This is a genomic window from Kitasatospora phosalacinea, assembly GCF_000716545.1.
Lineage (GTDB): Bacteria > Actinomycetota > Actinomycetes > Streptomycetales > Streptomycetaceae > Kitasatospora > Kitasatospora phosalacinea.
This window is the reverse complement of record NZ_JNWZ01000061.1, coordinates 18041-42125: the sequence shown is the minus strand read 5'-3', so window position 1 is coordinate 42125 and position 24085 is coordinate 18041. Positions and strand designations below refer to the sequence as shown.

27 protein-coding genes and 1 pseudogene are annotated in these 24085 nt (G+C 75.5%); 12 read left to right on the top strand and 16 right to left on the bottom strand.

Features of this window, described 5'->3' with window-relative positions:
- The 3 genes from OO48_RS26290 to OO48_RS26280 form a co-directional block, all read right to left on the bottom strand.
- Positions 1–1042 (bottom strand): ABC transporter ATP-binding protein (locus tag OO48_RS26290; RefSeq protein ID WP_033220568.1); only part of this gene is annotated, 1042 nt, incomplete at its 3' end.
- Positions 1039–1935 (bottom strand): ABC transporter permease, encoded by an 897-nt coding sequence (locus tag OO48_RS26285; protein ID WP_245194811.1) that lies wholly within the window; start codon positions 1933–1935, stop codon positions 1039–1041. The genes OO48_RS26290 and OO48_RS26285, both read right to left, overlap by 4 nt.
- Before the next feature lie 71 nt (positions 1936–2006).
- Positions 2007–2990, bottom strand: a complete 984-nt coding sequence (locus OO48_RS26280; RefSeq protein ID WP_033220566.1) for an ABC transporter permease — start codon at positions 2988–2990, stop codon at positions 2007–2009.
- Between the two features lie 363 nt (positions 2991–3353).
- On the opposite strand from OO48_RS26280, the gene OO48_RS26275 reads away from it, so the two are divergent.
- The gene (locus OO48_RS26275) at positions 3354–5048 is read left to right on the top strand and encodes an ABC transporter family substrate-binding protein (protein WP_033220564.1); all 1695 of its coding nucleotides are present in this window, start codon (positions 3354–3356) and stop codon (positions 5046–5048) included.
- A gap of 39 nt (positions 5049–5087) precedes the next feature.
- Here the strand turns inward: OO48_RS26275 and pip are convergent, their stop codons facing one another.
- From pip to OO48_RS26255, 6 genes and pseudogenes are all read right to left on the bottom strand, one after another.
- Positions 5088–6074 (bottom strand): prolyl aminopeptidase, encoded by a 987-nt coding sequence (gene pip / locus OO48_RS40220; protein ID WP_033220585.1) that lies wholly within the window; start codon positions 6072–6074, stop codon positions 5088–5090.
- Between the two features lie 462 nt (positions 6075–6536).
- A pseudogene (locus OO48_RS40215) lies at positions 6537–6806 on the bottom strand (VOC family protein); the annotation flags it as partial.
- Positions 6807–6916: 110 nt separating this feature from the next.
- A complete protein-coding gene (locus OO48_RS26265; RefSeq protein ID WP_051732828.1) occupies positions 6917–8230 on the bottom strand; it encodes a hypothetical protein in 1314 nt (437 codons plus the stop codon).
- A gap of 263 nt (positions 8231–8493) precedes the next feature.
- Positions 8494–8661, bottom strand: coding sequence for a hypothetical protein (locus OO48_RS38555; RefSeq protein WP_157845540.1), 168 nt, complete (start codon positions 8659–8661; stop codon positions 8494–8496).
- A gap of 103 nt (positions 8662–8764) precedes the next feature.
- Entirely contained in the window at positions 8765–9094 is a 330-nt protein-coding gene (locus OO48_RS26260; RefSeq protein WP_033220562.1) for a hypothetical protein, read from the bottom strand.
- A 56-nt stretch (positions 9095–9150) separates the two neighbouring features.
- Entirely contained in the window at positions 9151–9474 is a 324-nt protein-coding gene (locus OO48_RS26255; RefSeq protein WP_157845539.1) for a hypothetical protein, read from the bottom strand.
- Between the two features lie 263 nt (positions 9475–9737).
- Between OO48_RS26255 and OO48_RS26250 the strand changes: the two genes are divergently transcribed.
- The 5 genes from OO48_RS26250 (at position 9738) to OO48_RS26230 (ending at position 14604) form a co-directional block, all read left to right on the top strand.
- On the top strand, positions 9738–10169 hold the full coding sequence (locus OO48_RS26250; RefSeq protein ID WP_033220559.1) for an SRPBCC family protein: 432 nt from the start codon (positions 9738–9740) through the stop codon (positions 10167–10169).
- Positions 10170–10293: 124 nt separating this feature from the next.
- Positions 10294–11649: an NAD(P)/FAD-dependent oxidoreductase gene (locus OO48_RS26245; RefSeq protein WP_167346480.1), complete on the top strand. Its 1356-nt coding sequence runs from the start codon at positions 10294–10296 to the stop codon at positions 11647–11649.
- 95 nt (positions 11650–11744) lie between these two features.
- Positions 11745–12533 (top strand): DUF1365 domain-containing protein, encoded by a 789-nt coding sequence (locus tag OO48_RS26240; RefSeq protein ID WP_209439542.1) that lies wholly within the window; start codon positions 11745–11747, stop codon positions 12531–12533.
- A complete protein-coding gene (locus OO48_RS26235; protein ID WP_033220555.1) occupies positions 12530–13795 on the top strand; it encodes a class I SAM-dependent methyltransferase in 1266 nt (421 codons plus the stop codon). The genes OO48_RS26240 and OO48_RS26235 overlap by 4 nt, the downstream gene beginning before the upstream one ends.
- 56 nt (positions 13796–13851) lie before the next feature.
- On the top strand, positions 13852–14604 hold the full coding sequence (locus OO48_RS26230; protein ID WP_081952395.1) for a DUF1295 domain-containing protein: 753 nt from the start codon (positions 13852–13854) through the stop codon (positions 14602–14604).
- 66 nt (positions 14605–14670) lie between these two features.
- Here the strand turns inward: OO48_RS26230 and OO48_RS26225 are convergent, their stop codons facing one another.
- From OO48_RS26225 to OO48_RS26215, 3 genes are all read right to left on the bottom strand, one after another.
- Positions 14671–15405, bottom strand: a complete 735-nt coding sequence (locus OO48_RS26225) for an anti-sigma factor (RefSeq protein ID WP_033220551.1) — start codon at positions 15403–15405, stop codon at positions 14671–14673.
- Entirely contained in the window at positions 15402–15989 is a 588-nt protein-coding gene (locus OO48_RS26220; RefSeq protein ID WP_033220550.1) for a sigma-70 family RNA polymerase sigma factor, read from the bottom strand. Before OO48_RS26220 ends, OO48_RS26225 begins: the two co-directional genes overlap by 4 nt.
- Before the next feature lie 256 nt (positions 15990–16245).
- A complete protein-coding gene (locus tag OO48_RS26215) occupies positions 16246–16650 on the bottom strand; it encodes an SsgA family sporulation/cell division regulator (protein WP_033220548.1) in 405 nt (134 codons plus the stop codon).
- Between the two features lie 206 nt (positions 16651–16856).
- Between OO48_RS26215 and OO48_RS40210 the strand changes: the two genes are divergently transcribed.
- From OO48_RS40210 to OO48_RS26195, 4 genes are all read left to right on the top strand, one after another.
- A complete protein-coding gene (locus OO48_RS40210; protein ID WP_033220546.1) occupies positions 16857–17093 on the top strand; it encodes an SMI1/KNR4 family protein in 237 nt (78 codons plus the stop codon).
- A gap of 180 nt (positions 17094–17273) precedes the next feature.
- The gene (locus tag OO48_RS37640) at positions 17274–17525 is read left to right on the top strand and encodes a hypothetical protein (RefSeq protein ID WP_033220544.1); all 252 of its coding nucleotides are present in this window, start codon (positions 17274–17276) and stop codon (positions 17523–17525) included.
- Positions 17526–17654: 129 nt separating this feature from the next.
- Complete coding sequence (locus OO48_RS26200; RefSeq protein WP_033220542.1) at positions 17655–18740, top strand: S-(hydroxymethyl)mycothiol dehydrogenase; 1086 nt, start codon at positions 17655–17657, stop codon at positions 18738–18740.
- Positions 18740–19372 (top strand): MBL fold metallo-hydrolase, encoded by a 633-nt coding sequence (locus OO48_RS26195; RefSeq protein WP_033220541.1) that lies wholly within the window; start codon positions 18740–18742, stop codon positions 19370–19372. The genes OO48_RS26200 and OO48_RS26195 overlap by 1 nt, the downstream gene beginning before the upstream one ends.
- Positions 19373–19378: 6 nt before the next feature.
- On the opposite strand, the gene OO48_RS26190 is transcribed toward OO48_RS26195, so the two are convergent.
- The 4 genes from OO48_RS26190 to OO48_RS26175 form a co-directional block, all read right to left on the bottom strand.
- Positions 19379–19987, bottom strand: a complete 609-nt coding sequence (locus tag OO48_RS26190; RefSeq protein ID WP_051732827.1) for an AAA family ATPase — start codon at positions 19985–19987, stop codon at positions 19379–19381.
- A gap of 67 nt (positions 19988–20054) precedes the next feature.
- Positions 20055–20261, bottom strand: a complete 207-nt coding sequence (locus OO48_RS26185; RefSeq protein ID WP_033220540.1) for a ferredoxin — start codon at positions 20259–20261, stop codon at positions 20055–20057.
- A gap of 26 nt (positions 20262–20287) precedes the next feature.
- Positions 20288–21475: a cytochrome P450 gene (locus tag OO48_RS26180; RefSeq protein WP_033220539.1), complete on the bottom strand. Its 1188-nt coding sequence runs from the start codon at positions 21473–21475 to the stop codon at positions 20288–20290.
- A 276-nt stretch (positions 21476–21751) separates the two neighbouring features.
- Positions 21752–22057: a hypothetical protein gene (locus OO48_RS26175; RefSeq protein WP_033220538.1), complete on the bottom strand. Its 306-nt coding sequence runs from the start codon at positions 22055–22057 to the stop codon at positions 21752–21754.
- A 339-nt stretch (positions 22058–22396) separates the two neighbouring features.
- Between OO48_RS26175 and OO48_RS26170 the strand changes: the two genes are divergently transcribed.
- Positions 22397–22981 carry a TMEM165/GDT1 family protein gene (locus tag OO48_RS26170; RefSeq protein WP_033220536.1) on the top strand — a complete coding sequence of 195 codons (585 nt, stop codon included), beginning with the start codon at positions 22397–22399 and terminating at the stop codon, positions 22979–22981.
- A 71-nt stretch (positions 22982–23052) separates the two neighbouring features.
- Positions 23053–24078 (top strand): aminoglycoside phosphotransferase family protein, encoded by a 1026-nt coding sequence (locus OO48_RS26165; protein ID WP_245194810.1) that lies wholly within the window; start codon positions 23053–23055, stop codon positions 24076–24078.
- Positions 24079–24085: the final 7 nt, after the last annotated feature.

The following is a 24085-nucleotide window of genomic DNA, read 5'->3' as shown; positions in this document are numbered from 1 at the left end:
GTTCCGGGACGGGGTAGACCTCGGCGGGGGCGGGGCGGGTGGCGGCGAGGTGGTCGGCGCGGACGCAGGCGGCGAGGTGCGCGCCGGGGCCGCCGGGGCCTGCGGGGCCGGTCAGCGGCGGTTCGGCGGTGCGGCAGCGGTCCTCGGCGAGCGGGCAGCGGTCGGCGAACGCGCAGCCGGGGCCGGGGGCTTCGCCGGTGGCGGGCGGGGAGCCGGGGATGGGGACGAGCGGCCCGCCGCGGCCGTCGAGCCGGGGGACGGCGCCGAGCAGGCCGAGCGTGTAGGGGTGGCGGGGGGCGGTGAACAGTTCGTCGACGGGGGCGGTCTCGACGATCCGTCCGGCGTACATGACGGCGACCCGGTCGGCGCTGCCGGCGATCACCCCGAGGTCGTGGCTGACCAGGACGAGCGCGGCGCCGCTCTCGCGCTGGGCGGTGCGCAGCACGTCGAGGACCTGGGCCTGGATGGTGACGTCGAGGGCGGTGGTGGGTTCGTCGGCGAGCAGCACGTCGGGGTCGTTGGCCACCGCCATGGCGATCATGGCGCGTTGGCGCATGCCGCCGGAGAACTCGTGCGGGAAGGCGTCCAGGGCCCGGGCCGGGTCCGGGATGCCGACCAGGTCGAGCAGGTCGGCGGCGCGCTTGCGGGCGGCGGCGCGGCCCACGTCCTGGTGGACACGGACGGCTTCGGCGATCTGGTCGCCGATCCGGTGGACGGGGGTGAAGGCGGACAGCGGGTCCTGGAAGACCATGGCGATCCGGCGGCCGCGGACTTCGGCGAGGCGCCGGGCGGGCAGGCCGAGCAGTTCGCGGCCGTCCAGGCGGACGGATCCGCCGGTGCGGGCGGTGCCGGGCAGCAGGCCGAGGACGGCAAGCGCGGTGACGGACTTGCCGGAGCCGGACTCGCCGACCAGGCCGAGCGTCTCGCCCCGGTGCAGGTCGAGGTCGACGCCGCGGACCGCCGGGCGGCCGTCGAAGTCGACGGTGAGGCCGCGGACGGCGAGCAGGGGGGAGGTCGGCTGGAAGGTCGGCGGGGTGGTCACGGGGTGCTCCGGCGCGAGGGGGTGTCGGTGGATCGGGTGCGGCGGGGGCGGGTGCGGCGGGGGCGGCGTCCGGCCGCGGCCGTCGGGTCGAGGGCGTCGCGCAGGCCGTCGCCGACCAGGTTGACGGCGAGCACGAACAGCACCAGCAGCCCGGCGGCGAAGTAGAACAGCCAGGGGAAGACCGGGGCGTCGCCCGCGCCGGCGGCCAGCAGGGTGCCGAGCGAGACGTCGGGCGGGCGGACGCCGAAGCCGAAGTAGGAGAGCGCGGCCTCGCTCATCACGGCGCCGCCGACGGTCACGGTGGCGTCGATGATCAGGAACGAGGAGACGTTCGGCAGCACGTGCCGCCAGATGATCCGGAACGGACCGACGCCCATGTACCGGGCGGCGGCGACGAATTCGCGCTCGCGCAGCGAGCGGGTCATCGAACGGACCACCCGGGCGGTGATCATCCAGTTGAAGACGGCGAGCAGCAGCACGAAGGCGATCCAGCCGCTGCCGCGCAGCCGGGGCGAGAGCACGGCGAGCACCAGGAAGGCGGGGAAGATCAGCAGCAGGTCGACCAGGAAGGTCAGCACCCGGTCGGTCCAGCCGCCGAAGTACCCGGCGCAGGCCCCGACCAGCGAGGCCAGGCCGGTGGAGAGGACCGCCACCAGCAGGCCGATCGCCAGGGACTTCTGCAGGCCCCGGACGGTCTGCGCGAACACGTCCTGGCCGAGCCCGTTGGTGCCGAACCAGTGCGCGGCGGACGGGGGTTGGCGCAGGTTGGCGTAGTCGGGCGCGGTGTAGTCCCAGGGCGTCAGGTACGGCCCGGCGAAGGCCAGCAGGAACAGCAGCCCCAGCACGGCCAGTCCGGCCACGGCCCCGCGCGAGCCGGCCAGTCGGGCGGCCACCAGCCGCCACCGGCCGCGCGGCGCGGGCGGTTCGCCGGTCGACTGCTGGGCGACGGCGACGAGTTCGGCGCTCACGCGGTCCTCACCCGGGGGTCGAGCGCGGCGTGCAGGGCGTCGGCGAGGAAGCCGGCGGCGAGGACCACCACGGCGGCGAACAGGTTGACCGCGACGACCGAGTTGACGTCCTGTTCGTTGACGGCCTGGATGAACCACTCCCCCATGCCGTGCCAGCCGAAGATGGTCTCGGTGAAGGCGGCGCCGGTGAACAGGCCGAGGAAGGCGTAGGCGAACATCGTGGTCATCGGGATGATCGCGGTGCGCAGGCCGTGCTTGAGCAGGGCGCGGCCGCGGGTGAGCCCCTTGGCCTCGGCGGTGCGCAGGTAGTCCGCGCCGAGCACGTCGAGCATGGTGGCGCGCTGGTAGCGGCTGTAGGTGGCCAGGCCGCCGAGGGCCAGCGAGAGGGTGGGCAGCAGCAGGTGCAGCGCCCAGTCGGCGAGGTGGGTGCCGACCCCGCCGGCCAGGTTGGGCGTCTCGTAGCCGGTGAACGGGATCACCTCGTGCCCGGCGGCGTCCTTGGCGGCGATCGCGCCGTTCTTGAGCAGCAGGGCGAGCAGGAAGACGGGGGTGGAGAGCAGCACGAAGGAGAGCACGGTCAGCAGCCGGTCGGAGAGCCGGTACTGGCGCACCGCGCTCCAGGCTCCGGCGGCGACGCCGAGCAGCATGCCGAGCAGGCTGCCGACCAGCAGCAGCCGCAGCGAGACCCAGATCCGGCGGCCGAACTCCTCGTTGACGGCGGTGCCGTGAATGGTGCGGCCGAGGTCGGCGTGGAGCAGGCCGTTGGCCCAGGTGCCGAAGCGTTCGGCCACGGGGGTGCGGTCGTTGAGGTTGAGCGCGGTGAGCTGGCGGTCGACGGCGGCGGCGGAGGGGCGCGGCTGCTTGGCCTCGAAGTAGGCGCGGGGGCCGAGGGCGGTGGCGGTGAGGGCGTACGACAGGAACACCGCTGCGGTCAGCAGGGCGGCGTAGTAGCCGAGCCGTCCCGCGAGGTATCGCGTCACGGCCTGCCTCCGGTGTGGTTCGCACACCTGGGGAACATGGTCATTTGCCTTCGCTAGTACAGGGTTTGACGCACTTTCGCGCAGCAGTTGTACGCCACTCCGGATCATCCGTCCAGAGCCCGCCGCGCCGGCGGGTCCGACCGGTCCGGCGAACCCGCTGGTCACAGCTGATCAGACGGGTACGGACAGCGTGTTGCGGCAGTGTTGCGCCGCGTTTCGTTTCGATCAGTTCTGCGCACACACCTCTGGTGAGACGGCTGACGGGCTGTTACGTTCGGCCCGCCGGCACCGACTTGGCTGCCCACCATCAACCGCCGCCACACCTGGTGGCCCCCGACTCTTCGAAATCCGAGGACTCCACCGATGCGCACACCGTCCGCGATCCGCCGTACCGGCCGCACCGCCGCGGCGGCCCTCGCCGTCCTGCTCGCCGCGACCGCCTGCAGCTCGGCGGGGGGATCCGGCGGCGACGTGGCCAAGACCGTGGCCCCCACCGTGGACGCCGAGGACAACAACCCGCAGCCGCCGGAGAACCTCAAGGACGGCGGCGAACTGCGCCTCCCGCTCCAGCAGTGGATCACCCAGTGGAACCCGTACCAGGTCGACGGCAGGTACGGCGACGCGGTGGAGATCATGGGCTACGTGGAGGCCAAGCTCTTCCGGGTCGACGCCAAGGGCGTCTACCACCCCGATCCCGCGTACCTGGCCTCCGCCGAGGTCACCTCCACCTCGCCGCAGGTGGTGACGTACAAGCTCAACCCGAAGGCGGTCTGGTCGGACGGCACCCCGATCGGCTACCGCGACTTCGCGGCGGTCTGGAAGGCGTCCAACGGCAAGGACCCGGCGTACAACATCGCCGACCCCTCCGGCTACGAGCAGATCTCCGCCGTCGAGCAGGGCGCGGACCCGAGCGAGGTCAAGGTGACCTTCGCCGAGCCGTACGCCGACTGGCAGAACCTGTTCAACCCGCTGCTGCCCGCCGCCGGGATCTCCGCCCCGCAGGACTTCAACGACGGCTGGGTGGAGAAGACCCCGGTCTTCGGCGGTCCGTTCGTGGTCTCGAACGCCGACAAGACCGCGCAGACCATCACCCTGACGCCCAACCCCCGCTGGTGGGGCCCGAAGCCCAAGCTGGACCGGATCACCTACCGGGTGCTGGACGCCGCCGCGATCACCCAGGCGTTCCTGAACAACGAGATCGACCTGGCCTCGGCGGGCAGCGCCGCCTCCTACGGCCAGCTCAAGGACGCCCCCGACGCGGCGATCCGCACCGGCACCCCCTGGGACGAGGTGCACATCTCCTTCGGCGGCAACGGCCCGCTCGCCGACCAGAAGGTCCGCCAGGCGCTCGGCCGGGCGCTGGACCGCGCCTCACTGATCAAGATCGCCAACAAGGGCGTCCCGGTGGAGTTCAAGCCGCTGGACAACCACCTGTTCATGACCAACCAGAACGGCTACCGCGCCAACTCCGCCGACTGGGCCTCCTACGACCCGGCCACCGCGAAGAAGTGGCTGGACGAGGCCGGGTGGAAGGACGCGGGCGGCACCCGCAGCAAGGACGGGCAGCCGCTGGAGCTGCACTACGTGCTGAACGACGGCTCCAACCAGGCGCAGATCGACCTGGCCTCCGCCGCGCAGAACATGCTCCAGCAGGTCGGCGTGAAGCTGACCGTCGACAAGGTGCCCAGCAAGGAGTACTTCACCAAGTACATCAACCAGGGGAAGTTCGACCTGGCCAGCTGGCGCAACACCGACTCCTTCCCGCTCTCCCAGACGGTGGCGATCTACCGCGCCCCGCAGGGCGACAACGTGTTCGGCAACTACTCGAAGCTCAGCACCCCCGAGATCGACGGCCTGCTGCGCAAGGCCGCCGCCACCCTCGACCCGGCGCAGGCCGCCGAGCTGTACAACCAGGCCGACGCGAAGATCTGGGAGCTCGGCCACACCCTGGAGCTGTACCAGCGCCCCAGTGTCGTCGCCGTCCGCAAGGGCCTGGCCAACTACGGCGCCGGCAGCCTGGCCAGCACCGTGATCACCTCGGTGGGCTGGCAGAAGTGACCGCCCGGGCCGGTGCCGTCCGCCCCGGGCGGCACCGGCTCAGTGGTGCTTGAACTCCTCCAGGGCCTCGAACACCGTCCGCCGCATCGCCTCGCCGCCGACGTGCCCGGAGTCGTCGAAGACGTGCAGCCGGGCGTCCGGCCACGCCTTCGCCAGCTCCCACGCCGTCTGCACCGGGGAGCCCATGTCGTACCTGCCGTGCACCAGCACGCCCGGGATGCCCGCCAGCCGGTGGGCTCCGCGCAGCAGTTGGTCCTCCGCCAGCCAGGCGCCGTTGCTGAAGAAGTGCGCGCAGATCCGGACGAAGGCGATCCGGTCGTCCGCCTCCCGGGCGCTGTACATGCCGGGGAGGCCGTTCGGCTCGTCCGAGATCACCGCGTCCTCCCAGGCCAGCCAGGCGTCGGCGGCCGCAGCCCGCACCGCCCGGTCGGGGTGCTCCATCCGGCGCGCGTAGGCGGCCAGCAGGGCGTACACGTCGCCGTCCCAGGTGTGTTCGGGGACGGCGGCCCGGAAGCGGTCCCAGGCCTCGGGCTTGAAGGCCGACACCCGGTGGTAGAGCCAGTCGGTCTCGGCACGGCGGGTGGTGGTGACCGCCTGGAGGACGATCTCGCTGACCCGCTCCGGGTGCTGCTGCGCGTACGCCAGGATCAGCGTGGAGCCCCAGGACGCGCCGTCCAGCAGCCAGCGCTCGATGCCCAGGTGCGCGCGCAGCAGCTCCATGTCGTCGATCAGGTGCTGCGTGGTGTTCAGCGCCATGTCCGCCGACGGGTCGCTCGCGTGCGGGGTGCTGCGCCCGCAGTTGCGCTGGTCGTAGCGGATCACCCGGTAGCGTGCCGGGTCCCAGGCCCGGGTGGCCCGGCGCGGCGCGCCCGCGCCGGGGCCGCCGTGCACGTACAGGACGGGCTTGCCCTCGGGGGCGCCGAGCTGCTCGTAGTAGACGCGGTTGCCGTCGCCGGTGTCGAGGAACCCGTGGTCGTAGGGGACGGTCGGCGGGTGGAGGAGGTCGTCCAGGGGGGTCTCGGGCATGACGGACCATCCTAACGAACCTCCACGGCGCGGCAACTGATTAACCGTCACCCCGACCGGCCGGCGATGGACCGGCCCCGCGCGCACCGCGGCCGGGAGCTCAGGCGGTGGCCGGGCCTCCGCCGTCGCCCAGCGGAAGCCGTCCGGGTCGGTGAACGCCTCGGTGCCCGCGGCGTTGGCCGTCAGCCGGTGCGAGCCGCTGCCCTCCGGGGCCACCCCCAGGTCCTTGGCCAGCGCCTTGCGGCGGTAGAGCGCGAGCTTCACCCGGCCCTCCCCCGCCGCGAACTCGGCGTACACCCGCCCGAAGCCCTTGGCCACGGTGAAGCCCCGCTCGACGTAGTACCGCTTGGTCGCCGCGAAGTCCGCCACCCCGATCAGCAGCACGACGTCGTCGACCCGGCGGGTGGCCGGGCCGGTGCTCCTCTTCGTCGAGGTGGCCAGCTTCCAGATCGCCCCGTCCGGGGCCTGCATCACCGCGCCGTACCCCCACAGCGACTTCGCGGCGGGCTTGAGCACGCTCGCCCCGGCGGCCACCGCCGAGGCCGTGAAGCTGTCCACGTCCGCCGGCTCGGGCACGGTCAGGGCGAGCGTGAACCCGCGGAACCCCTCCGACGGGTCGGCCGCGGCCCGCAGCCGCACCAGCCCTTCGTCGAGGCCGAACGCGTCGGCGTAGAAACGGGCGGCGGCCTCGGGGTCGGCCACGTCCAGGGTGATGCTGTCGATGTCTGCCATGCCTACGACGCTAGGCGCCCCCACCCGCCCGGGGCTTCTCGATTCCTGACCGGTGCGGCACGACCGGGCGACGCCGCGCCGGTCACCGACCGGCTAGGGGTGCCGGCGCCTCAGCCCCGGATCGCGGCCCGGGCCGTGATCCGGGCCGCGACCCGGGCCCGGCAGGGGGCGCAGGCGTGGGTGCCGCGCGGGCCGTAGCGGTCGATCGGGGCGCCGCAGCCCGCGCAGGGGCCGACGTGGGCGATGTGGCAGTCGAGCGCGGCGGCGGCCCGGCGGCGCTGCTCGGGAGTGGCCACCAGGCCCCGGCGGACCTGCCGGGGGAGGGTGAGCAGCCGTTCGGGGACGGTGTCGTGGGTGTGCAGGGCGACCGCGTCGGCGTGGCCGCGACGGGGGCGGGACCGGGGGTGGGGGTCGTCGTAGGCGAAGTCCTCCTCGCCGTAGCGGCAGACCGGGTCCAACTCCTCGCAGGCGTAGCCGATCCCGGCGTCGGGGGCGGGCTCGGCGGGTTCGCGCCGGTCGTCCTCGGCGAAGGTCTCCCGCCAGCGGTCCCGGTCGGCGGCCGGGACCCACATCCGGGCGACGGCGGAGGCGTCGGACTGCAGCGGCACCCGCATCGGGACGAGCTCCCCGGCCGCGCTCGCCCCGACCAGCTCGTCCACCTCGATCGGGGGCCTGCGCGGCAGGCACAGCGCGGGCAGGTACCAGCCGGTGTGCAGCCGGCCGCACCAGGAGCCGTTCAGCGGGCAGGGCCGGGCGCTGCCGCGCAGGCACTTCCACTGCTGGAGGTACCGCACCCCCGCGCGCACCACCATCGGCGAGCGGGAGGCGATCCGCTGCCACGGCAGGTCGTCGACCCGGGCCCAGGGCGCCCGGTCGATCAGCGCGGCGCGCTCGTCGCAGGTCACCCAGAGCGGCACGACGCCGTGCTCGGCCGCGGCCCGCGAGCGCCGGCGGACCGTCTCCGCGGTGACCGGCGCGTACGGGGCCGCCCAGCCGATCCGCAGCCCGCCCGGCCCGGTCACCAGCACGTCGGCGCGCGCCCGGCCGCCGACCCGGGCTCCCACCTCGTACCGGCAGCCGTGCCGGTCGGCGGCCCGGGCGATGCGCTCCCGCAGCGCCTTGCGCCGGTCCTCCTCCTCCGCCGTCGGGGTGCGGCGGGCCGGCAGGTGCGCGGCGACCCAGCCGGTCCGGCCGCCGACGGTGCGCCGCCGGACGTGCATCCACGGGGAGCGCTCCGCACCCCGCTCCTCCGCCTCGCACCACCCCTCGCGGTGGTGCTGGAGGCACTGCAGGAGTTCGCGCTCGCGCCGGTCGATCGGCGCGGTGATCTCCGCCAGGAGTCCGGGGCGGTCGGGGTGGCCCAGATCGGGCCGGGTCAGGTTGATCTCGATGCCGTACACGGTGTGGAACACGCCGTTCGCCATGGCACGAGGTTAGTGCGCATTACCCCGGATATGACCCGGAATCAAAAGAAGGGATTGACCGGTCAATTGAATTCCCCTCCGAAACCTCGACAATGGAGCGAAATTCCGCCAATGTCGCGGACCGGGCCCGGCCGGGCCACCGGAAGTGCCGACGGTGGAGACACCGTCCGTGCTCGAAGAGACCTCGGCGAACCGGGCGGCGCCTCGAATCACCGGGGGCGGCGAAGGGGGCCGCGTCCACGGCGCCGTCCGACCGCGAATCCTCAGTCACGCGCGCCGAGCGTCCGGCCGGTGGCGTGGAACAGGGCCATCGGCAGCGCGCCGACGGTCAGGCCGAGCAGCGCCCAGCCGGGGTGCCGCACCGGGTGCGCGCCCAGGAGGCAGAGCCCGGCGAGCGCCGGCCCCGCCCAGCCGGCGAGCACGTTGGCCACCGGGGACGGCCCGAAGACCGTCGTCCTCGACGGCCTGCGCGCCCCGGGCACCCCGTAGCCCCGGACGCCCCGCGACAGCGGACCGGGCCGGGGGCCGGAGCGGTCACGCCTGCCCGAGGGCCGCGCGCAGCCGCCCGCGGGTGGCGGCGGCGGCCTCCCGGGTGACGGGGTCGTCGCTGTCGAGGGCGTCGCCGAGCAGCAGGTCGGCGGCGGCGATCACGGCGGCGGGGAGCACGACCTCGCGCAGGCCGAGCAGTTGGGCCGCGGCCTGGTGCCCGAACGACGGAGGGCCGGCGGGCCGGCCGTGGGCGTCGGCGGGCCGGCCGTGGAGGTCGGCGGGCCGGCCGTGGGCGTCGGCCGGGTCGGGGACGCGCGGGGGCGCCGACACCGGGTGCCCGCCCTGCGGGCGGCGCGGTTCGTTGATCACGGGCATGTTCAGTCCAACGGGTCACGGCCCGCGACGGTTACGCGGGCGGGACGTTCGGGTGCTCAGGAGGCGTGCCGGTCCGGGACGGCGGCGGGCCCGGCGGCGGGCGCGCCGGTGGCCGGCAGGGCGGGGCGTTCGGGGCGCGGGGCCAGCGTGCGGACCCCGACCGGCAGCCGGTCGGACCCGGCGGCGGCGTGTGCGGCCCGGATCCACCGGGCCAGGGCGTGGGCGAACTCCGGGCCGATCGCGGCGGCGTGCTGCAACTGGTCCAGGTCGCCGGGCCGGAGCGGCACTCCGGCCTCCGAGAGGGCGGCCAGCAGGGGTTGCAGCATCGTCCACTGGAGGCGGACCACGGGCAGCGGGCTGGTATGCGCGGACTCTGTCACGCCCGGTCCAACTGCCCGCCCCCGGCCGGGTCACGGCCCGCCCGCCCGGTTCCACCACAGGGTGCAACGGCGGCCGGGCGGGCCTGTCGTGCGGCCTCGGCCGTCCCGCGTTCGCCGGCGTCCGCGCCGGACTCGGCCGCGCGCGCCGCCACCCGCCGACCCCTGCCTCGGTACCGGCGCCGACCGCGTCCGCTTCCGCACCCATCCGTCGCCCGCCCGGCTTCGAATCCCCGGCGACGTTCCCTACGCCCGAGGAGGACCTGATGATCGAGGTGGTGCGGGAGATCCCGGTCCGCCGTCCGGCCGGTGAGGTGCTGGAGTACCTGGCGGACTTCGCGCACGCCGTCGAGTGGGACCCGGGCACGGTGGAGTGCGTCCGGGTCGGTGCGGGCGGGGTGGTCCCGGGGGCGCGGTGGCGCAACGTCTCGGTGTTCCGGGGGCGGCGCACCGAGCTGGTGTACGAGCTGGCGGCCCGGGAGTCGGACCGGTTGGTGTTCGTCGGGCGCAACCGCACGGTCACCGCCCGGGACGAGATCACCGTCGGTCCGGCCCCGGGCGGGACGGTGGTCCGCTACCGGGCGCGGCTGCGCTTCCACGGACTGGCGCGGCTGGCGGGGCCGTTCGTGCGGGGGGAGTTCGAGCGGCTGGCGGACGCGGCGGCGCGGCGGATGCCCGAGGTGCTGGACGGGGGCTGACGGCGCGTCGGCCCGCTTCCCCCGTTCGGACCGATTCGGCCCCCGTTCGGACCAATCCGGTGCGCGGGCGGTGCCGAATGGCGGGCACGAAGGCCGCCGCGGGCGGTCCGGGAGCAGCGGGAGGATGGACGTGACGACACTCGGCACCGTTTCCGGCGGGGGCCCCGTCCCGCCGTCGCCGCGCCGTCGGCCGGGGGTGCGGCGGGTGGCCGTGGTGGGGGCGGGTGTGGCCGGGCTGAGCGCGGCGTACGCGCTGGCGCGGGCCGGGGTGGTGGTCGAGCTGTTCGAGGCGGACGGCCGGCTCGGCGGGCACGCGCACACCCAGCGGACCACGGCGGCGGACGGCCGGGAGCTGGCGCTGGACACCGGGTTCCTGGTGCACAACACCCGCACCTACCCGGAACTGGTCGCCCTGTTCGGCGAGTTGGGGGTGCGCACGCAGGACAGCGACATGAGCATGTCGGTGTCCTGCGCGGGCTGCGGCCTGGAGTACGCGGGCGCCCGCGGCCCCTCCGGGCTGCTGGCCGCGCCCGGCAACCTGACGCGCGGCCGGTACCTGCGGATGCTCGGCGAGGTGCCGCGCTTCCACCGGCTGGCCCGCGCCCTGCTGGCCGACCCGGAGCGGGGCGATCCGAGCCTGCGCGAGTTCCTGGCCGGGCACGGCTTCTCCGCGTACTTCGTGCAGCACTTCGCGACCCCGGTGGTGTCCGCGGTGTGGTCCTGCGCCCCCGACCTGGCCGGCGACTACCCGGCCCGCTACCTGTTCTCCTTCCTGGCCAACCACGGCCTGCTGAGCGTCACCGGCTCGCCGACCTGGCGCACCGTGGTCGGCGGCTCCGCCGAGTACGTGGAGCGGATCGCCGCGCACCTGGCCGCGCGCTCCGGCACCGTGCACCGCGACGCGCCGGTGCGCGCGGTGCGCCGGCACCCGGACGGCGTCACCGTGACCACCGCGGACGGGCGGTGGACCAGGGCGGACGCGGTGGTGGTCGCCGTCCACGCCGACCAGGCGCTGCGCCTGCTGGCCGACCCGACCCGGGCCGAGCGGGAGGTGCTGGGCGCCTTCGCCTACTCCCGCAACCCGACGGTGCTGCACCGGGACGCCTCGCTGCTGCCCCGGGCGGTCTGGGCGCGCGCCTCCTGGAACTACCGGATGCCGGACTGCGACGCGCCGTCCGACCGGGTCCGGGTCAGCTACCACCTGAACCGGCTGCTGCGCCTGGGCGGCGCGGAGGACTACCTGGTCACCCTGAACGAGGACGGGCACTCCCCCGTCCCCGAACCGCTGGTGGTCTCCCGCACCGTCTACGAGCACCCCGTGTACACCGCCGGCACGGTCGCCGCCCAGCGGCGGCTGCCCGAACTGGCCACCGGCCGCACCGCGTTCGCCGGGGCGTACCACGGCTGGGGGTTCCACGAGGACGGCTGCCGCTCCGGCCTGGCCGCCGCCCACCGGCTGCTCGCGGCGGTAGCCCCGTGAGCCCGGACGGCCCCTCGTCCGCACCGGCCGGCCCCTCCTGCGCGCCGAGCGCCGCCCGGCCCGGCGGCGGCCCCGCGCCCGGGCCGCGCCCCGCGCTGCCCGGCCCGTGGGGCGCGGTGCTGTACGAGGCCCGCACCACCCACGTCCGGGCCGAGCCGCGCCGGGTCTTCCGCCACCGCTTCCCGCTCTGGCTGGTCGACCTCGACGCGCTGCCCGAACTGCCGTGGCCGCTGCGCCCGCTGGCCCGCTTCCTGCCGGGCGACCACGCCCTCGGCGCTTCCGGCGCCCCGGCCCCGACCATCCGCCGCGACCTGGAGCGCCACCTCGCCGCGCACGGCATGGAGTTGGGCGGCGGCCGGGTGCTGATGCTCGCCCAGGCCCGCTCGCTCGGGCACGTGTTCAACCCGCTGACGGTGTACTGGTGCCGGGACGCGGCGGGTGCGGCGCTGTGCACCGTCGCCGAGGTGCACAACACCTACGGCGGGCGGCACCGCTACCTGCTGCGGCCGGACGCCGCCGGGTGCGCCGGGGCCGCCAAGGACTTCTACGTCTCGCCGTTCCTGCCGCTCGACGGCCACTACCGCCTGCTGCTCCCGGAACCGGACCCGCACCCGGGCCCGGACGGCACGGCCCGCCTGCACCTGGCCGTCCGGCTGGAACTGCCCGCCGGACGGGCGTTCACCGCCACCGTGACCGGCACCGGCCGCCCCGCCACCCCGGCCGCCCTGCTGCGGACCACCGTCCGGCACCCGTTCGCGACCTTCGCCGTCAGCCTGCGGATCCGCGCCCAGGGCGTCCGCCTGTGGCTGCGCGGCCTGCCGGTCCACCCCCGCCCCGCTCCCACCCCCGTACCCGCACCCCGTCGGAGAGGCCGCCCGTCATGACCACCACCGCCCCGCTCCCGCCCGCCGTCGTCGACCCGGTGCGCTGGCCGGACGTCGCCCGGGTGCCGCGCGCCCCGCTGCGGGCCGCGGCGGCCGGGTGGCTGCTGCGCCGGGCGGCGGCCCGCCACGGGCTGCGGGTCGAACTGCCCGGCGGGCGGGTGCTGCTGCCCGCGCCGCCCGGGGCGCCGGTGCTGCGGCTGCACCGGCCGGAGGCGTTCGCGCACCGGGTCGGCGCGGGCGGCCTGATCGGCTTCGGCGAGTCGTACCAGGCGGGCGACTGGGACAGCCCGGACCCGGCTCGCCTGCTGACCGCGCTGGCCGCCCGCCCGGAGACCCTGGTGCCGCCCGGCACGGCCTGGCTGCGGCGGCTGTACGTGCGGCGGACCCCGGCGGACGAGCTGTCCACGACCGCCAACGCGCCGCGCAACGTGCACCGGCACTACGACCTGTCGAACGAGCTGTTCGCGCTCTTCCTCGACCCGACCATGTCGTACTCCTCGGCGGTGTTCTCCGACCCCTCCCCCGCCGTCCGCCGGGCCGACCTGGTGCCCGCCCAGCACCGCAAGATCGACCGGCTGCTCGACCTGGCCCGGGTCGGCCCCGGCACCCGGCTGCTGGAGATCGGCACCGGCTGGGGCGAACTCGCCCTGCGCGCCGCCGCCCGCGGCGCCGAGGTGGTCAGCGTGACGCTCTCCGCCGAACAGCTCGCCCTGGCCCGCCACCGGATCGCCGAGGCCGGGCAGTCCGCCCGGGTCGACGTCCGGCTGTGCGACTACCGGCAGGTGCGCGGCGAGTTCGACGCGATCGTCAGCGTGGAGATGATCGAGGCCGTCGGACGCCCGTTCTGGCCCGCCTACTTCACCGCCCTGGACCGGCTGCTCGCTCCCGGCGGCCGGGTCGCCCTGCAGGCCATCACCATGCCGCACCGGCGGATGCTCGCCAGCAGCGGCACGTACACCTGGATCCTGAAGTACGTCTTCCCCGGCGGGCAGATCCCCTCGCTGCGGGCGCTCGCCGACACCGCCGCCGCGCACACCGGGCTGCGGGTGCGGAGCGCGGACGCGTACGGGCCGCACTACGCGGAGACGCTGCGGCTGTGGCGGGAGCGGTTCACCGAGCGCGCCGAGCAGGTCGCGGCGCTGGGCTTCGACGAGGTGTTCCGGCGGATGTGGGAGCTGTACCTCGCCTACTCGGAGGCCGGGTTCCGCTCCGGCTACCTGGACGTCCACCAGGTGCTGCTGGGCCGGGACGGTGCGCGGTGAACGCCGCCGCGTTCGGCCTCGGCGCGGCCGGCGGCGCCGGCGCGGCCCTGCTCGTCATGCTGCTCGCGTTCGCGGTCGGGGTGCGCACCGGCCGCCACCGCGGCGTGGACGTCGCCTGGGGCCTGGCGTTCACCGCCGTCGCGCTGACCGGCTGCGCGCTCTCCGCCGGGTACGGCGACGGGGGTCGCCGGGCGCTGGCCACCACCCTGGTGACGGTCTGGGGGCTGCGGCTCGCCGCCCACCTGTGGTGGCGGGCCCGCGGCCTCCCCGAGGACGCCCGCTACGCCCGGATGCTCGCCAAGGCCCCCGCCGGCCCGGCCCGCACCCGGTACGCGCTGCGGACCGTCTACCTCCTCCAGGCCGCCCTGGTCTGGTTCGTCGCCCTCCCCGTCCTGGCCGCCCAGTACCTCCCCGACCCGCCCGGCCCCACCGCCTGGGCGGGCACCGCGCTCTGGGCGGCCGGCCTGTTCTTCGAGGCCGTCGGCGACGCCCAACTGGCCCGCTTCAAGGCCGACCCGGCCCACCGCGGCCAGGTCATGGACCGCGGCCTGTGGCGCTGGACCCGCCACCCCAACTACTTCGGCGACGCCTGCGTCTGGTGGGGCCTGTTCCTCCTGGCCGCCGACCACCCGATCGGCTGGGCCCTCCTCCCCAGCCCCCTCCTGATGACCTGGCTCCTCGCCTTCGGCAGCGGCCGACCGATGCTGGAACGCCACCTCACCACCACCGACCGCCCGGGCTGGACGGAGTACGCCGCCCGCACCAGCCCGTTCCTCCCCCTCCCGCCCCGCCGCCACCGGCACCGCTGACCGACCTGCGGGCACCGGCCACCGGCCGGGGCCCGCAGGTCGGTGCCGGCACCGCCCTCCCCCTGCTCAGCCGAACGGCACCAGCAGCACCGGCGCCCCGCTCGGGTGCGCGGAGCCGCCGGCCGGTTCGAGCGTGACGCCCACGCCGGCCGCTCCGTCGAGGGCGCCGGTGAGCAGCAGGGTGCCGGTGCCGGTGGGGAGCAGGCCCGCCGGGCGCATGGTGCCGGCGTCGTCGTACCAGAGCTGGTAGGTGCGGCCCGGGCCCGGGGCGGGGAGACCGGCGGCGAGGAAGCCGGCCCGGTCGCGGGCGGCGGACCAGACGACGGTGCCGGTGCCGCCCGCGGTGGCGGCGGTCGCGGTGCGGGCGTCGGGTGCGGTGAGCAGGGCGGTGACGTCCTCCTGCCGGCGGGCGAGCGCGGCGGCGCGGTCGCGGGCCGACTCGGCCTCGTGGTGCTGCTGGACGGCGACCGCGCCCGCGCCGAGGGCCAGCGCGAGGCAGGCGGCGAGGGCGAACTTCGGTGCGTGGCGGGCGAGTCGGCCCCGGGTCGGCGCGGTCCGGGCGACCGGCGGGGCTTCCTGCCGGATGCCGGGCAGGGCGGCCAGGACGCGGGCCCTGAGCGCCTCGGGCGGGGTGAGCGCCTCGGCCGCGCCGAGCCGGGCCAGGGTGGCGGCGAACTCGGCGCTCTCCTGGGCGCAGGACGGGCAGTGGTCGAGGTGCCGTTCGAAGGCGTCGCGTTCTTCGGGGCCGAGCGCGTGGGTGGCGTACGCGCCGGTCAGGGTGTGCGGGTCGAGGGTGTTCACGCGCTCACTCCCAGGCAGTCGCGCATCCGGATCAGGCCGTCGCGCATGCGGGTCTTGACGGTGCCGAGCGGTGCGCCGAGCACCTGGGCGACCTCGGGGTAGCTGTAGCCGCGGTAGTAGGCGAGCGTCAGTGACTCGCGCTGGAGTTCGGTGAGCGTCTTGAGGCAGCGCCGCACCTGTTCGCGTTCCAGGCGGCCTTCGACCTGTTCGGCGACCTCGTCGTAGGGCGTGCCGCCGTGGGTGGCGGCCGCGACCCGCCGGTCGCGGTCGGCGGCGGCCTGTGCGGAGCGGACCCGGTCGACGGCCCGCCGGTGCGCGATGGTCAGCACCCAGGGCAGCACTTCGCCGCGCTCGGCCCGGTAGCGGGCGGCGGTGCGCCACACCTCCAGCAGGACCTCCTGGGTGACCTCCTCGGACTGGGCGGGGTCCCGCACCACCCGCCGCACCAGGCCGAACACCGGCCCGGAGACGGCGTCGTAGAGCGCGGCGAACGCCTCCTGGTCGCCCCGCACCACCCTGGACAGCAGTTCCCGCAGGTCCGGCCCGGGCCGGCGCGGCGCGGCCAGCGGCACCACGCGGCTCATCCGGCCACCCCACCAAGGACGTTGCTGCGCTGCGCCACGGGCACCGGGGCCTCCCTTGCGGCGGCCGGAACTCCCGGCCGCGACGACTCGACGACACGACTCCACCCGTGTTCGTCGCGGCCGCCCGCCCGGATTGCCCCGGCACCGGACCGGTTCGCACCGAGGCGCGGCACGGGGGCGTGCGGACCGCCGACGCCACCGCCCGCCCGTCCCGCCGCCCCGGTGCCCGCCTCCCGGTGTCCCGATCGGACGGGCGTCAGCCCTCCAGGACGCGGGCGATCAGGCCGTCCACGTCCAGGTGCTCGTGCTCGTGGCCGGCCGGGACGAGGTCGTAGCACTCGACCAGGAAACCGGTGACGACCTCGGCCGGGATGCTGACCACCGCCGCCCCGGTGCCGCCGTGCAGGGTGACCAGAACGTCGTCGGCGGCCCCCGGACAGACGGTGACGTCGCCGTGTCCGACGGGGGCGTGGCGGCCCTCGTTCAGCAGGTCGCGGCCGAACACCCACTCCACGGCCTCGATCCGGCCGACCGGCGGGAACAGCAGCCGCACGGCGTACGGCAGCGAGGAGTCGAAGTGCAGCCCGGCCTCCACCGCCAGGTCGGGGTGCGGGCTGAGCGGGAGCGTGACGGTGGTGGACCAGCAGGTGGCGACGGCCATGCGGGGCGGCTTCCTTCCAGAGGACGGCGGCGGGCGGTGCCGAAAGCTGACGGCAGGACCCCGACTACCCGCCCGGCCCGGGGATGCGCACATCGACGCAGAACTTTCACGGTTGCCCTGCGCCCACCACACGAACGGCCGAACCCTCCGACGGCGGGACGTGCTGGAGTGGGGCCTCCATCATGGCGGAGAGAACTGGAGCGGGCATGGACCGGGTGCGGTGGCGGGAGTTCCTGGAGCTGTGGAGCACCGAGTGGATCACGGCCCGGCGGGCCGACCCCTCGGCCGTCCCGCTCGACCCGGAGGTGGCCCGGAGCGGCTGGCTCGGCTTCTCCCCCGCCACCGAGGCGGAGGTCGCCGCCGCCGAGGCCCGCCTCGGCCGCCCGCTGCCGCCCTCGCTGCGCGAGTTCCTGTGCTGGACGGCTGGCCGTCCCTCGCGCTGAACCTGCCGTGGAACCGGGACGCGGAGGTGTTCCTGACCGAACCGCTGCTGACCGGGGGGGTTCCTGCCGCTGCTGGTCCGGCTGGCCCGGGAGGCACGGGGGCACGAGCCGTACACGCTGCCCAGGCTCCGCCGGAACGGCCCCCGCCCGCTGCGGGAGGCGCTCGCCGGGTACGAGGCGATGACCGGGCCCGGCTTCCGGTTCTCCTTCGGACCACCGGAGTTCGACGCGGCCGTGCACCGGATCGTCGACCGGCTCACCACGCACCCGGACACCGAACGCGCCTGGTCCGAACTGCTCGCGGCGCTACCACTGTGGCGACCGGTGAGCCCCGACCACCTGGCCCCGGTCTCCCTGCTGGCCGAACCGGCACTCAGCGAACTGATCACCCCCGCCCGGGCCCGCACCCTCCTGACCCACCCCCGTAGCTGACCCCCCGAAGGCACCACCCGCCCCGCAGGCCCGACCGGGCGACTTCCTCCCTGAAAGCGCGTAAGTTCGCTGCTGGGCGGCGCCCAGTGCCGGGTGTCGCCGTTGATCGAGTGAGGACGGGTACCGAAGATGGCTCAGGTTGTCCGGGGTGTGATCGCGCGTGCGAAGGGGGCGCCGGTGGAGGTGGTGCCCGTCGTGGTGCCGGATCCGGGGCCGGGTGAGGCCGTGGTGCGGGTGCAGGCGTGCGGGGTGTGCCACACGGACCTGCACTACCGGGAGGGCGGGATCAACGACGAGTTCCCGTTCCTGCTGGGGCACGAGGCGGCGGGCGTGGTGGAGTCGGTCGGCGAGGGCGTCGAGGACCTCTCCCCCGGCGACTACGTGATCCTCAACTGGCGCGCGGTGTGCGGACGTTGTCGGGCCTGCAAGCGCGGTCGGCCGTGGTACTGCTTCGCCACCCACAACGCGAAGCAGAAGATGACGCTGGAGGACGGCACCGAGCTGTCCCCGGCGCTGGGCATCGGCGCCTTCGCGGAGAAGACGCTGGTCGCGGCCGGCCAGTGCACCAAGGTCGACCCGGCGGCGTCCCCGGCGGCGGCCGGCCTGCTGGGCTGCGGGGTGATGGCGGGTCTGGGCGCGGCGATCAACACCGGCCAGGTGGGCCGGGGCGACAGCGTCGCGGTGATCGGCTGCGGCGGTGTGGGCAACGCGGCGGTGGTGGGCTCCCGGCTGGCCGGCGCGGGCACGATCATCGCGGTGGACGTGGACGACCGCAAACTCGCCACCGCGCAGCGCCTGGGCGCCACCCACACCGTCAACTCCCGCGAGGTGGACGCGGTGGAGGCGATCCGCGGGCTGACCGGCGGCAACGGCGCGGACGTGGTGATCGAGGCGGTGGGCCGCCCGGAGACGTACCGGCAGGCGTTCTACGCCCGCGACCTGGCGGGCACGGTGGTGCTGGTCGGCGTGCCGACGCCGGAGATGAAGCTGGAGCTGCCGCTGCTGGACGTGTTCGGGCGCGGCGGCGCGCTGAAGTCGTCCTGGTACGGGGACTGCCTGCCGGAGCGGGACTTCCCGATGCTGATCGACCTGTACCTGCAGGGCCGGCTGGACCTGGACGCGTTCGTCAGCGAGACGGTCCCGCTGGACGGCGTGGAGGAGGCGTTCGCCCGGATGCAGCGCGGCGAGGTGCTGCGCTCGGTGGTGGTGTTCTGATGGCGGCCCGGATCGAACAGCTGGTCACCTCGGGCGAGTTCAGCCTGGACGGCGGCACCTGGCAGGTCGACAACAACGTGTGGATCGTCGGCGACGACTCCGAGGCGGTCGTGATCGACGCGGCGCACGACGCGGCGGCGATCCACGCGGCGCTGGGCGGGCGTCGGCTGCTGGCGGTGGTCTCCACCCACGCCCACAACGACCACGTGGACGCGGCGCCCGCGCTGGCGGCGCTGAACGACGGCGCGCCGGTGCTGCTGCACCCCTCGGACCAGGTGCTGTGGCGGCAGACCCATCCGGACCGCGAGCCGGACGCCCCGCTCTCCGACGGCCAGCGGCTGTCCGTGGCGGGCACGGTGCTGACGGTGCTGCACACGCCGGGCCACAGCCCGGGCGCGGTCAGCCTGTACGCCCCGGAGCTGGGCACCGTCTTCACCGGGGACACCCTGTTCGCGGGCGGTCCGGGCGCCACCGGGCGGTCGTTCTCGGACTTCCCGACCATCGTCGCCTCGATCCGCGAGCGCCTGCTGACGCTGCCGCCGGAGACGGTGGTGCGCACCGGGCACGGCGATTCGACCACCATCGGCGCGGAGGCCCCGCACCTGGAGGAGTGGATCACCCGCGGCCACTGACCCCCGTCACCGCGGGGCGTCGAACCGGACGCCGGCCAGCCGTCCGCGCGAGACGGCGTCGGCGAGCAGCACCGACCGGGCGCCGGGGAACGCCGCCCGTCCGCGCCGCTCGATCCCGGCCAGCAGCCGGGCGGTCCGCCGCACGTGCAGCCGGAAGGTGCGCGGTGCGGCGGTGCGGGCCCGGGCGCGCTGCCCGGCGAGGGCTTCGGCGGGGCGGACGGCGAGCAGCACCACGTGCAGTTCGCGTCCGCTCCGCCGGGCCCAGTGGGCGAGCGCCCGGCGCATCCACCAGCGGCTGCCGCAGTCGTGCACCAGCAGCGGCCCGGGCCGGCGGAACGCGGCGCGGGTGCGCAGCAGGTGCAGCAGGCGCACGGCGGGACGGTAGGCAGGGTACGGGAGGGCGGCGGGCATCCTGGCCTGGCAGGCGAGCCGGGTGGTGCGGGGGTCGATCAGCGTGGCGGGGGCGTCCCAGCGGCGCAGCAGGGTGGACTTGCCGCTGCCGGGCAGTCCGCCGACGACGACGACCGCGCGCGGCCCGTAGCGAAGGGTCAGCGGCCCGCCGGCCCGGCCGCGCAGGTCGGCCGTCTCGCGCGGGACGAACCCGGTGACCTGCACGTGCCGCTCCTCCCGGTGGTTCGCCCGCAGCCTACCGGGGTGCCCCTTCCTCCAACCGGCCCGCAGCCTACCGGGGTGTCCCTTCCTCCAACCGGATGGCCCCTCCCGGGCAGGCGGCGACGGCGTCGGCGACCTCCCGGACGAGGGCGGCGGGCGGGCTGGCGTCGAGCAGGACGACGGTGCCGTCCTCGTCGCGCTGGTCGAACACCTCGGGGGCGGCGAGGACGCACTGCCCGGCGCCGCAGCACCGGTCCGCGTCGACGTGGACGATCACGGTCGTTCCTTTCGTGGGGCGGGCGGTCACCAGGCGACGGGCAGCGACTCGATGCCGTAGACGGTCATCTCGTGGCGGAAGCGGATCTCCTCGAACGGCACGGCCAGGCGCAGTCCGGGCAGTCGGCGCAGCAGGGTGTCGAGGGCGATCTCCAGTTCCAGCCGGGCCAGCGGCTGGCCGAGGCACTGGTGGACGCCGAAGCCGAAGGCGAGGTGGCGGCGGGTGTCGCGGGTGAGGTCGAGCGCGTCGCCGTCGGGGTAGCGCTGTTCGTCGCGGTTGGCGGCGTTGATCTGGCAGATCACGCCCTCGCCGGCCCGGATGAGCACGCCGCCGATCTCGGCGTCCTCGGTCGCGACCCGGGTGACGCCGCTCTGCACGATGCTGAGCCAGCGCAGCAGTTCCTCGACGGCGGCGGGCGTGGCCTCGGGGTGGGCGCGCAGGTGGGCGAGCTGGTCGGGGTGGCGGAGCAGGGCGAGGACGGAGAGCGCGGTCATGTTGGCGGTGGTCTCGTGGCCGGCGATGAGCAGCAGGCGGCCCATGGCGCCGATGTCCTCGGTGGCGAGTTCGCCGCGGGCGACCAGGCGGCTGAGGATGCCGTCGTCGGGGTGGGTGCGCTTGTGGTCGGTGAGCGCGTCGAGGTAGGCGGTGAGTTCGTCCTGCGCGGCGACCACCTCCTCGATCGGGCTGTCGCGGCGCAGCAGGGTGCGGCTGCAGCGCTGGAAGAACTCGTGGTCCTGGTAGGGGACGCCGAGCAGCAGGCAGATCACCAGGGAGGGCAGCGGGAGGGCGAAGTCGGCGACCAGGTCGGCACCGGTGCGGCCGGTGGTCATCTTCTCGAACAGCTCGTCGGCGACCTGCTGGACGGCGGGGCGCAGGGCGGCGGTCTTGCGGATGGTGAAGTCGCCGGTGAGCATCCGGCGCAGCCGGCCGTGCTCGGGGTCGTCCATCCGGATGAAGGAGGTCTTGCCGCCGCCGAGGTGGCGGGCGGCGGCGCTGAGGAAGGGGAAGCCGGGGCGGGTGGCGTCGGCGCTGAAGCGGGGGTCGGCGAGGACCTCGCGGGCTTCCTGGTGGCGGGTGACCAGCCAGCAGGGGGTGCCGTCCCAGAGGGCGACCTTGCTGACGGGCTCGTCCGGCCCGGCCTGCCGGTAGGCGGGCGGCGGGGCGAACGGGCAGGTGCCGCGCGGGGCGGGGTGGGTGGTGGTGGCAGTGGCCATGCTGGGTTCCCTTCCCGGGGCCCGGTCGGCGCGCGGGCCCGGGGTCGGGGCGCGGCGGGGCGGGCCCGGCAATTGAGTGCCTCGGGCAACTAACTCACCGTCACGCTAACTCGCTTTCCGTGTCCAGGAGAAGGACGCCGAGCCGTCGGGCGGCATTCTGTCCGGATCCGGGCCCGCCGGGCGGGCCGCCGCACCGCCCGCCACCAGGCGCGTCCGTGCCGCCGTCGGCCGTTCCGGTCCGCCCGCACGGGCGAGAACGGGCCACCGGCCCGGGTGTCAGTCCTCGGGCCGCCCCTCCTCGTCCGGGTGGAGCCGGCGGGCCCGGCCCGGTTCGGCGGTGGTGGCGTCCCCCTCCTCGCGGTCGGGCCGGTCCTCGCCGGGGCCGTCCTCCTCCACCTCGCGCTCCTCCCCCGCGTCCCGGTCGTCCCCGGCCGCGCGTTCGGCGTCGCGCTCGAAGCTCCAGCCCTCGCCGCGCCGGTCGTGGCGGACGGTCGGCGGGCGGCCCTCCGCGCGGTAGTCGTCGCCCGCGTAGTCGGGCCCGGCGGGCACGCCGCCCGCGCCGCCCTGCGGTGTCTCGTCCATCTGCTCGCTCCCTTCCGTTCCGGCCCCGCGCGTGCCCGGGGCGGGGCGGCCCACACCGGGGCGGGGGCGGCTTTACCTCGGCTTTGCCGATCCCCTAGACTCGCCGTAGCGAAGGGGAGTAGTCCCGAAACACCACCGGTCGACACACTGGACGGCTCGCCCGTCCCGGCCCGTGGGTCGCGCAGGCCATCTGCCGCGACGGACGAGACCTTCGGCCCCGTGCATGACCCTGCCGCGCCCACCGCGCGGGAGGTCTCGTCGTGCCGGGCCGAGAGGTTCGCCCGTCGCCCGCCCGGTGCCGTTCGAGTCCGCGGCCCGGCCCCTGCAGAAAGCGCTCCGATGTCCTTCGACCCCCTGGCGATGCTCACCGCCTTCGGGCTGATCTTCCTCGCCGAACTCCCCGACAAGACGATGTTCGCCTCGCTGGCCATGGGCACCCGCATGCGCCCGCTGTACGTGTGGTTCGGCACCTCGGCGGCGTTCGTGGTGCACGTCGCCATCGCGGTCGGCGCGGGCAGCCTGCTGGGCCTGCTGCCCGGCCTGGCCGTCAAACTGGTCTCCGCCGCGCTGTTCGGCTTCGGCGCGTTCGTGCTGCTGCGCTCGGGCGGTGACGACGACGACGCGGAGGGCGGCGCCCGGACGGTCACCGGCTTCTGGCCGGTGTGGGGCACCGCGTTCATGACGGTGTTCATCGGCGAGTGGGGCGACCTGACCCAGATCACCACCGCCAACCTCGCCGCCACCAACGGCTGGCTGCCCACCGCGATCGGCTCCGCCGCCGCCCTGATGTCGGTCTCCGCGCTGGCCCTGCTGGTCGGCCGCTTCATCGCCAAGCGCGTCCCGCTGCGCACCGTGCAGCGCGTCGGCGGCCTCTGCATGGCCGTGCTGGCCACCTGGACGCTGATCGAGGCGTTCACCGGCTGACCCGCGCCCCGCGACGGCCCGGCCCGGCGACCGCGTTGACGCGGGAGCCGGGCCGCTGCTGAACTGCCCGCATGCCCACCGACGCCGCCGCCCACGGCCGCTCCCCCGGCCGGACGTTCGCCGACGCCCGCTCGCTGGCCCCCGTCGTCCGGGAGGTCTTCGGCACCGACCGCCGGATCACCGCCGTCGACCGGCTGCGCGGCGGCACGAAGAAGGGCGTCTACCGGGTCACCCTGGACGACGCCGGCAGCGCGGTCGTCTACCTGTGGAGCGCCGACGAGGACTACTGGAGCGGCCTGCTCCCGGACGGCCACGACGACCCGGCCGACCCGTTCTCGCACGCCTCCGGGCTCGACCTGCTCGAAGGCGCCACCCGCCGCCTGGAGGCCGTCGGCGCCCGCGCCCCGCGCCTGCTGTTCACCGACCGCGGCCGCAACCTCCACCCGGCCGAGCTCGCCGTCGTCGAGGACGTCCGCGGCGGCGCCCTGGAGTCCCTGCTGGAGCGCGACCCGGCCGCCGGACGGCGCGTCCTCGCCGAACTGGACGCGGTGCTGCGCCGGATGCACGCCCACCGCGCGCCCGCCTTCGGCCGGGTGGCCTGGCTCGACGCCGGCGGCGCCCCGACCGGCGACAGCTGCGAACGGGCGCACCTGGACCGCGCGCTGGTGAACCTCGCCACCGCCGTCGCCCACGACCCGCGCGCCGCCGCGGCCGAACCGGAACTGGCCGAGAAGCTGCACGCCCTGCACGCCGAGGTCGAGCCGCGCGCCGGACTCGGCGTGGTGCACGGCGAACTGGGCCCCGACCACGTCCTGGTCGGGCCGGCCGGCGAACCCGTCCTGATCGACGTCGAGGGCCTGCTGTACGCCGACGCCGAGATCGAGCACTGCTGGCTGCGGATGCGCTTCGGCCCGCACTACGAGGCGCTGCGCGACCCCGCCCTCGACCCGCGCCGCCTGGCCTTCTACCGGTACGTCATGCACCTGGACCTGGTCGGCGGCCCGCTGCGGATCGCCGCCGGCGACTTCCCCGACCGGCGGTGGATGCTCGACGTCGCCGACCACCACCTGCGCCAGGCCCTGGCGTACCGGGCCTGACGCGGCG